This window comes from Devosia sp., assembly GCF_017307565.1.
GTDB lineage: Bacteria > Pseudomonadota > Alphaproteobacteria > Rhizobiales > Devosiaceae > Devosia.
On the sequence record NZ_JAFKHD010000235.1, the window covers coordinates 1 to 7,828 of the forward strand.

Here is a 7,828-nt window from a genome sequence, read left to right on the forward strand (position 1 = left end):
CCTCCACCTCGGCGTGTGGCCGGTGATCATGGGCATCACCATGTGGGTGCAGATGAAGCTCAACCCGCCGCCGCCGGATCCGACCCAGGCGATGATCTTCAACTGGATGCCGATCATCTTCACCTTCATGCTCGGCGCGTTCCCGGCTGGTCTTGTGATCTACTGGGCCTGGAACAACACCCTCTCGGTGACCCAGCAGTGGGTGATCATGAAGCGCCACGGCGCTGAGGTGAACCTGTTCGGCAATATCCTGGACAGCTTCCGCAAGAAGCCCAAGCCGGCAGAAAATTCAAAGAGCTGACGACATTCCCGCACCATTCGGGGCCCGCTGGAAAACCCAGCGGGCCCCAGTCTTTGAGGCCGAGCACCACATGACCGAAATCAATTACCCCACCGACCTCATCGAACGCGGCCGCCTGATGTTTGCGCGCCCAATCCTGTTCACCAAGGGCTGCGTCAGCCTCGCCGACCTGCCGCCTATGGATCGGGTCGAGATCGCATTCGCGGGCCGCTCCAATGTCGGAAAATCGAGCCTGATCAACGCGCTTTGCGGCACGTCCAACCTGGCGCGCACCTCCAACACGCCGGGCCGCACTCAGGAACTCAACATCTTCGAGAGCCAGAGCGAAAACCTGCGCATCGTCGACATGCCCGGCTATGGCTATGCCAAGGCGCCCGAGCCCAAGGTGAAGGCCTGGACCAAGCTGATCCACCAATACCTGACCGGCCGCGCCACCCTGCGCCGCGTCTATGTGCTGGTCGACAGCCGCCACGGCCCCAAGGACAACGACCTTAGCGTCATGAACGAGCTCGACCGTGCCGCAGTGAGCTACCAGGTCGTCCTGACCAAGGCGGACAAGCCCCTGTCCGCCGATGTCGAAAAGGCGCTCGCAGCGACCCGCACCGCAATCGCCAAGCGGCCGGCCGCGCACCCCCACGTCCTCCTCACCTCGAGTGAGAAGGGCACGGGCATCAAGGAGCTGCGAACTGAAATTGCCATGCTGCTGGAAAGCGGCGGGGCCTAAGAAAAAGGCGCATCCCCCGGGATGCGCCTTTCTCTTTGATGTCAGGACCGATCAGGCCGCGTAGCGCGCCGCCACCCGGGCATTGCCGAGTTCGAAAACCGCGACGTCAGCCACATTGGTTTCTTCCACCAGCGTCGCATTAGGCGATGCCTTGGGGTGAACTTGTCAGGCGCCCGTTTCGGAAAAGAATTTGCCGATATAGTCCGCCATCTTGGCGCTGTCCGACGTACGGGCAAATGAGGCGACGCCTTCTTCGACCACCGCCTCGGGTGCCTTGCCGCGCCGGAGTTCAACGAGTGCCAGAGCATAATCGTCGAGAAATTCCGGATGTGGCTGGAAACTCAAGGCCTTGCCGGACTTATAGAAAAGCCCGGCATTGGGGGTAAAATCGGAGGCCAGCAGCACCTCTGCTTCGCTCGGCGGCGCGATCACCTGGTCCTGGTGCGAACAGGCGACCGAGAGCGATTCCGGGGCATCGAGCATGAAACCGGGGCGACCTTTGACGCGATAGGTGTGGCGCCCGAGACCCCAGCCTTTCTCGGATTTTCGCACGTCACCACCAAGGGCATCGGCCATGATCTGGTGGCCGAAGCAGATGCCGAGCATGGGCGTTTTGGCAGCATAGGCGCGGCGAATGAACTCGCGCAGCGGTGGCAGCCAGTCGTGATCTTCGTAGACGCCGGCGGGCGAACCGGTAATCACGATCCCCTCAATGCGTTGCGGATCGGGTAGCAGACTGTTGTCATGTGCCGTCACCACTTCATAGTCGAAGTGACCGCCCGTGCCATTGAACATGCGTTCGAACATAGAGGGATAGGGACCGAAGGTCGGGCGGAGCGGTTCGGGGACTTCCCCGGTCTGGACGATCGTGAGGCGCATCTGGTTTTTGACGGTAAGAAAGGTTGGCACACCTAGCGGCGTTCACCGGCAAAGATCAACACCGGACCACGTCAACGCAGCTATGCCCTGCCCTCACGCCGGCACGAAATGCAGCGCCACACCGTTGATGCAATAGCGCAGACCAGTCGGCGCGGGGCCGTCGTCAAAGACATGCCCCTGGTGCCCGCCGCAATTGGTGCAGTGCACTTCGGTGCGGACCATGCCGAGGGTGTTGTCTTCGGAGGTAGCGATGGCGCCGGGAATGAAATCCCAGAAGCTGGGCCAGCCGGTACCGCTATCGAATTTCTTGTCGGACTGGAACAGCGCCTGATCGCAGCCGGCGCAATGGAAGGTGCCGGTGCGGTGCTCGTCATTGAGCGGGGAGGTGAAGGGCCTTTCGGTGTCTTCGTGGCGCAGCACCTGATAGGCGGCCGGATCGAGCTTTTTCTGCCAGTCCGCATCGCTGAGCTTGAAGGGGAAGTCGCCTTCGCTGGCCCGCGGTTCAGTGCCTGAGCGCCAGAGCGTGAAGGTCGAGAGCGCGGCCATGGCCGTGCTACCCAAGAGAAGTGTCCGTCGCGTCAATTGCATGTCATCTCTCCCGCCCCGGCAGATCGACTATAGACCAGGCGAAGCCGCCTGATCCTCAAGACTTCGCGAGGCCCCAGCCCGGGGTGCTGGGCCTCGCTGTCTTATTCGCAACTCAGTGGCGCAAGGTTACATCTTGGGCGTGAGAACCTTGTCGATGACGTGGATGACGCCGTTCGACTGGATCACGTCGGCGATAGTGACATTGGCCGTGGTGCCGTTTTCGTCAGTGACGGTCACCTTGCCGCCATCGTCCTTGAGGGTCAGCTTGCAGCCGCCGACGGTGTCGACGACATGCTGGCCGCCATCAGCCTTCACCATGCTGGCGATGTCGGTGGACAGTGCCTTGGCCGGAATGACGTGGCAGGTGAGAATCTTGGTCAGCATGTCCTTGTTTTCGGGCTTCAGCAGATTCTCGACCGTGCCGGCGGGCAGCGCGGCAAAGGCTTCGTTGGTCGGGGCGAGAACGGTGAAGGGGCCAGGGCCCGAAAGGGTATCCACGAGGCCAGCGGCCTTCACGGCGGCGACGAGCGTGGTGTGATCGGCAGAATTGACGGCGTTTTCGACGATATTCTTGTCGGCATACATCGGAGCACCGCCCACTTCAGGATTGTCCTGAGCAAACGCACCGCCAGCGAGGGCACCGAAGGAAAGCACGGCAGCAATAGAGAGGGCACGAAGGGAAATGGTCATTTGAATAGTTCCTTCCTGTTGAATTCTGTTCCCGATCATTTGCGGGACATGGGAAGGTACGGAGTGGGCGCCGGAGGAGTTTCAGATTTTTGGGCGGTATATTTTTAGTCGATTTTGAAACCGTTCTGGGGGGAGTTGCGTAGGGGAGATTTTGTGCGTGCGGCCCCTCCCCTCCCGGCCTCCCCCATCAAGAGGGAGATGAGGGATCGAGTTTTGGGGGCGATGTCGTGGCCACGACGGACGATGCCTCCATTTCCTGCGAAAGCAGGAATCTCGCTGCGCAGAAACGAACATTCCCGCTTTCGCGGGAATGATGCCGTGTGTCGCGGGGCCATGACAGTGCGGGCGCCGGGCCCAAAAAAACTAGATCTTCGTGACCGCGCCTTGCGCCACGACGGGGCCGGTGGGGACGCCGCCGGGGGCGCCGCCTTTGGGCTCGAGGGTAATGGCGAGCACCGAGCCCTCGCCCCAGCCGGAGCGGACGGCGTCGGAGAGTTCGACGGTGGTGCGGGCGTTGATCGGTACGAGGCCCATGGAGATCGGGGCATGGCCGCCCTGGATGGCCCAGAGTTCATAATCGCTGCCCGGCACCGCTTCGCCCGAAAGGGCGGTCAGGCGCACGGCGCCAGTGCCGTCATAAAGGGCGACAAACTGCACATCGCTGCCCTCGGCGCGGAGCGCGGCAACGAGCTGGGTGGTGAGCGCGGCGGAATCGGGGCGCGGCTCGAGCACCGTGAGGCCGACGGCGACGGCCGCTACGGCGACAGCACCGGCAGCAACGGAGCGCCAGAGAGCAAGGCTATCCCACCAGGAGGCTTTTCTCGCCTCGCCGAAGAGACGCTCTTCGATTTTCGGCAGGATATGGGCGGGCGCGGCAACCGGCTCGAACTGCGCGTCGAGATGGGCGAAATGCCGGACCCAGAAATCGTGCTCGCGCTGGAGGGCTGGATCACCCTCGATCTGCCGCCGCAGTGCCTCGTGGGCATTGGCGTCGAGCAGGCCAAGGACATATTCCGCGACCACCGCGCGGCGCTCTTCGCCCATGTCTCTATCTTGCTCGCTCATGAGGCCAGACACTCTTTCAACTTTATCAGGCTCCGCCGTAGCCAAGTCCGCATCGTATTGAGCGGCACGGCGTGGCGCTGCGCCAATTCTTCATAGCTGAAACCGTCGAGATAGGCCCCGCGCACCGCGTCGGCGCGATCCGAATCGAGTTGATCCAGGCAATGCGCAATTCGCGCACTGTCTTGGGCCTGCTCAAGGCTGCGTTCGGGTCCTGGTCCCAGATCGGCGATTTCGAGGGCTTCATCCATATCGGCGGACACGGGGCGCTTGATACGCACCCGGTCGAGCGCGTGGTTGCGCGCCACGGCCACCAACCAGCTGATCGGGCTCGTGTCGCCCGCCACGTAGCGGTCGGCCTTTTGCCAGACCTTTATGTAGACTTCCTGGATCGCCTCCTCGGCTTCGGCTCTGTCCCTCAAGATACGCAGGGTCACTCCGAAAAGTTTCGCGCTGGTACGCGTGTAAAGCGCGGAAAAAGCGGCACGGTCGCGCAGGGCGCAACGCGCTATAAGATCTGCGATCTCGCGGCTGTCAGCTGATATCGACATCGGTCCGGATATGGCCTCCTGGCTCCTCCAGACGGGACACACCTCGTCTTCCCGTCGCACAATATACGCAAATGAGGGGAAATGGATCCACGGCCATGATTTTGTCGCTGCATATCATTTATAGACACGACAAAATGCTCTAGACCCTTTGCCGACCTTAGGCCTTGTGAGGAAGCTGCCAAGCCCATGTCCGACCAGAACACTACAGACCGCTTCAGCCACGATGCCGGCATTCTCGCGCAGGCCCTGCCCTACATGCAGCGCTACGAAGGCAAGACCGTCGTGGTCAAGTATGGTGGCCATGCCATGGGCGACCCCAAGCTCGGCCAGGCCTTTGCCCGCGACATCGCACTGCTCAAGCAGTCCAAGGTCAACCCGATCGTCGTGCATGGCGGCGGGCCGCAGATTGCCTCGATGCTCAAGAATCTCGGCATCGAATCCAAGTTCGAAGGTGGTCTGCGCGTCACCGACGCCCGGACCATGGAAGTGGTCGAGATGGTTCTGGCCGGCTCGATCAACAAGGAAATCGTCGCGCTGATCAATGCCGAAGGCGAATGGGCCATCGGTCTTTGCGGCAAGGACGGCAACATGGTCTTCGCCCGCAAGGCGGAAAAGAAGGTCAAGGACCCCGGCTCGAACATCGAGCGCGTGCTGGACCTGGGCTTTGTCGGTGAACCCGTCGAAGTCGACCGGACCCTGCTCGACCTGCTGGCCCGCTCGGAAATGATTCCGGTGATCGCCCCGGTTGCGCCGGGCCGCGACGGCAACACCTACAATATCAACGCCGATACCTTTGCCGGCGCCATTGCCGGCTCGCTCGGCGCCAAGCGCCTGTTGTTCCTGACCGACGTGCCGGGCGTGCTCGACAAGGACGGCAAGCTCATTCCCGAGCTGACGGTGAGCGACGCCAAGTCGCTGATCGCCGACGGCACGATTTCGGGCGGCATGATTCCCAAGGTCGAGACCTGCCTCGAAGCACTCGACAATGGGGTCGAGGGCGTCGTGATCCTCAACGGCAAGCAGCCGCACGTGGTTCTCGTCGAGCTCTTCACCGAATTCGGTGCCGGCACGCTGATCGTGCGCTGAGCCTGACGCCCCTGCACTCTGTTTGAAGGCCGGACACCGTTATTTTGAAACGGTGCCCGGCCTTTTTCGTTCTGGAGCCTGGGAGGTGCCGTGGGAACCGAGTTTTTCATATTTGCCCTGGTCGGCTTTTTCGCTCAGATCGTCGATGGTGCGCTGGGCATGGCCTATGGCGTCGTCAGTTCGACCATGCTGCTCTCCTTCGGCGTGCCGCCCGCAGCGGCTTCGGCGAGCGTGCATGCCGCCGAAATGTTCACGACGGCCGCCTCGGCCACGAGCCATGTGCGCCACCGCAATGTGAACTGGCGTCTCTTCTGGCGGCTGGCCCCGGCCGGCATTCTGGGCGGCGTGCTCGGCACCTATGTGCTGACGGCCATTGATGGCGCCATGCTCCGGCCCTTCGTCACCGCCTATCTCGCGCTTCTGGGCGTCTACATCCTCTACCGCGCCTTTCGGGCGCGCGGGCCCTACCGGGAGCCAAAATCCGCCCTGGTGCTGCCGCTTGGCGTCACCGGGGGCTTTGTCGATGCGGCGGGCGGCGGCGGATGGGGACCGATCGTGACCACGAGCCTTATCGGCTCGGGCGGCGCGCCGCGCTATGTCGTGGGCACGGTCAATACGGTCGAATTCTTCGTCACGACGGCTGTTTCCGTCGCCTTTATCACCGCGCTCCTGACCGGACACTGGGCCGATGCCGAGGGCATTGACCAGCACCTGTGGTCAATCGCGGGGTTGGTGGTCGGCGGCATTCTCGCCGCGCCGCTCGCCGGCTTTGTGGTGCGCATCCTGCCCGCGCGGCGGCTGATGCTGCTGGTGGGCATATTGGTGGTGGCGCTCGCCGGCTACCAGACCTGGGATCTTCTGAGCAAAGCGGGCGGCTGAGGCAAAAGAAAAGGGTGGGACCGAGGTCCCACCCTTTTTTGTTCGGATCAGGCTTCCACCATGACTGGCTGCGGCGCCTTGTCGGGCCGCTGCCCATCCGGCCCCTTGAACCGGAAGGCCAGGAGGAAGACGAGGCCAAAGCTGATGACCTGGTACCAGAGCGCCAGGGTCGCGGACTGGGCGAAGGCTTCGGTCGGGGCTGCGCCGCCGGCAAAGGCGCCGCTAAGGTTGGTGAAGAAGATTTCCCCAATCAGCGCCACGCCAAGCGCGCCGCCGACCTGCTGGAAGGCCTGCATGGCGCCCGAGCCGGCACCGGCGTCGCGCGGCGACACATTGCGCAGCACGAGCTGGAAGAGCGACGAAAAGCCGATGCCAAGGCCGATACCGGCAAACAGCAGCGGCACGAAGAAGCTCCAGCTGCTGATCGAATCCCCGGCTGCGCCGATGATGAAATGCAGCGACCCGATGCCACCGGCAAGGAGAAGACCGGCGACGGCGAGGCGCGAGCGCAGATAGTTCGAGCCGAAGCGCCCGGCGATCAGGGAGGCAGCCAGCACGCCGACCGAGAAAGGCGTGTTGGTGAGGCCCGATTCCAGCGCCGTCATGCCAAAACCGCTCTGCAGCAGCAGCGAAATGACCATGAACATGCCCGGAATACCCGAGGCGTAGATGGTGAGCACCAAGGCACCGAACATGAAGTCGCGGTTCTTGATCAGGTCATAGTTGAGCAGCTGCGGCTGGCCGGCGGCGGCACGGCGGCGGGTCCACCAGACGAAAAGCGCAATCAGCACGAGACCGGCGCCGATGAGGCCAAAGGCCCAGGCCGGCCAGCCATAGGTGCGGCCCTCGACGATGGGGAAGACGACGGCGACGATGCCGAGGCCGAAAAGGGCGATGCCGACAAAGTCATTCTTGAGATCGGGATGGCCCGGCAGGCGCGGAATGAGGTAGAGGCCGGCGACCACCGCGGCAATGCCGACGGGCACGTTGACGAGGAAGATCGGCTGCCAGTCGAGCCCAAAGATATGGGACTCGATGAGCAGACCTCCCAGGATCGGGCCGCAGACC

The 7,828-nt window shown here is 63.0% G+C and carries 10 protein-coding genes; 4 read left to right on the forward strand and 6 right to left on the reverse strand.

The features are described 5' to 3' along the window. Together J0I64_RS07795 and yihA are read left to right on the forward strand one after the other, a co-directional pair. Positions 1-301, forward strand: a 301-nt coding sequence (locus tag J0I64_RS07795) for a YidC/Oxa1 family membrane protein insertase (protein ID WP_291407030.1), incomplete at its 5' end; no start/stop codon positions are given. Positions 302-371: 70 nt separating this feature from the next. Then, positions 372-1,025 (forward strand): ribosome biogenesis GTP-binding protein YihA/YsxC, encoded by a 654-nt coding sequence (yihA, locus tag J0I64_RS07800; RefSeq protein WP_291407031.1) that lies wholly within the window; start codon positions 372-374, stop codon positions 1,023-1,025. Between the two features lie 165 nt (positions 1,026-1,190). On the opposite strand, the gene J0I64_RS07805 is transcribed toward yihA, so the two are convergent. The 5 genes from J0I64_RS07805 to J0I64_RS07825 all read right to left on the reverse strand — a co-directional run bounded on the left by J0I64_RS07805 (position 1,191) and on the right by J0I64_RS07825 (position 4,795). Then, on the reverse strand, positions 1,191-1,934 hold the full coding sequence (locus tag J0I64_RS07805) for a type 1 glutamine amidotransferase (RefSeq protein ID WP_291407032.1): 744 nt from the start codon (positions 1,932-1,934) through the stop codon (positions 1,191-1,193). Positions 1,935-1,997: 63 nt separating this feature from the next. After that, positions 1,998-2,492 carry a peptide-methionine (R)-S-oxide reductase MsrB gene (msrB, locus tag J0I64_RS07810; RefSeq protein ID WP_291407033.1) on the reverse strand — a complete coding sequence of 165 codons (495 nt, stop codon included), beginning with the start codon at positions 2,490-2,492 and terminating at the stop codon, positions 1,998-2,000. Positions 2,493-2,618: 126 nt separating this feature from the next. Further along, positions 2,619-3,182: a fasciclin domain-containing protein gene (locus J0I64_RS07815; RefSeq protein ID WP_291407034.1), complete on the reverse strand. Its 564-nt coding sequence runs from the start codon at positions 3,180-3,182 to the stop codon at positions 2,619-2,621. A 363-nt stretch (positions 3,183-3,545) separates the two neighbouring features. Continuing rightward, positions 3,546-4,247: an anti-sigma factor gene (locus tag J0I64_RS07820; protein ID WP_291407035.1), complete on the reverse strand. Its 702-nt coding sequence runs from the start codon at positions 4,245-4,247 to the stop codon at positions 3,546-3,548. Beyond that, on the reverse strand, positions 4,244-4,795 hold the full coding sequence (locus J0I64_RS07825) for a sigma-70 family RNA polymerase sigma factor (RefSeq protein WP_291407036.1): 552 nt from the start codon (positions 4,793-4,795) through the stop codon (positions 4,244-4,246). Before J0I64_RS07825 ends, J0I64_RS07820 begins: the two co-directional genes overlap by 4 nt. A 186-nt stretch (positions 4,796-4,981) precedes the next feature. Here J0I64_RS07825 and argB point away from each other — a divergent pair, with 186 nt between their 5' ends. Further along, positions 4,982-5,881, forward strand: a complete 900-nt coding sequence (argB, locus tag J0I64_RS07830) for an acetylglutamate kinase (protein WP_291407037.1) — start codon at positions 4,982-4,984, stop codon at positions 5,879-5,881. Between the two features lie 90 nt (positions 5,882-5,971). Further along, positions 5,972-6,760 (forward strand): sulfite exporter TauE/SafE family protein, encoded by a 789-nt coding sequence (locus J0I64_RS07835; RefSeq protein ID WP_291407038.1) that lies wholly within the window; start codon positions 5,972-5,974, stop codon positions 6,758-6,760. Between the two features lie 47 nt (positions 6,761-6,807). Here J0I64_RS07835 and J0I64_RS07840 read toward each other — a convergent pair. Then, positions 6,808-7,828, reverse strand: a 1,021-nt coding sequence (locus J0I64_RS07840) for an MFS transporter (protein ID WP_291407039.1), incomplete at its 5' end; no start/stop codon positions are given.

Excerpts from the sequence above, each read along its gene's own strand:
- J0I64_RS07820 (WP_291407035.1), bottom strand. The coding sequence starts at position 4,247 with ATGAGCGAGCAAGATAGAGACATGGGCGAAGAGCGCCGCGCGGTGGTC.
- msrB (WP_291407033.1), bottom strand. The coding sequence starts at position 2,492 with ATGCAATTGACGCGACGGACACTTCTCTTGGGTAGCACGGCCATGGCC.
- argB (WP_291407037.1), top strand. The coding sequence starts at position 4,982 with ATGTCCGACCAGAACACTACAGACCGCTTCAGCCACGATGCCGGCATT.
- J0I64_RS07815 (WP_291407034.1), bottom strand. The coding sequence starts at position 3,182 with ATGACCATTTCCCTTCGTGCCCTCTCTATTGCTGCCGTGCTTTCCTTC.
- yihA (WP_291407031.1), top strand. The coding sequence starts at position 372 with ATGACCGAAATCAATTACCCCACCGACCTCATCGAACGCGGCCGCCTG.
- J0I64_RS07825 (WP_291407036.1), bottom strand. The coding sequence starts at position 4,795 with ATGTCGATATCAGCTGACAGCCGCGAGATCGCAGATCTTATAGCGCGT.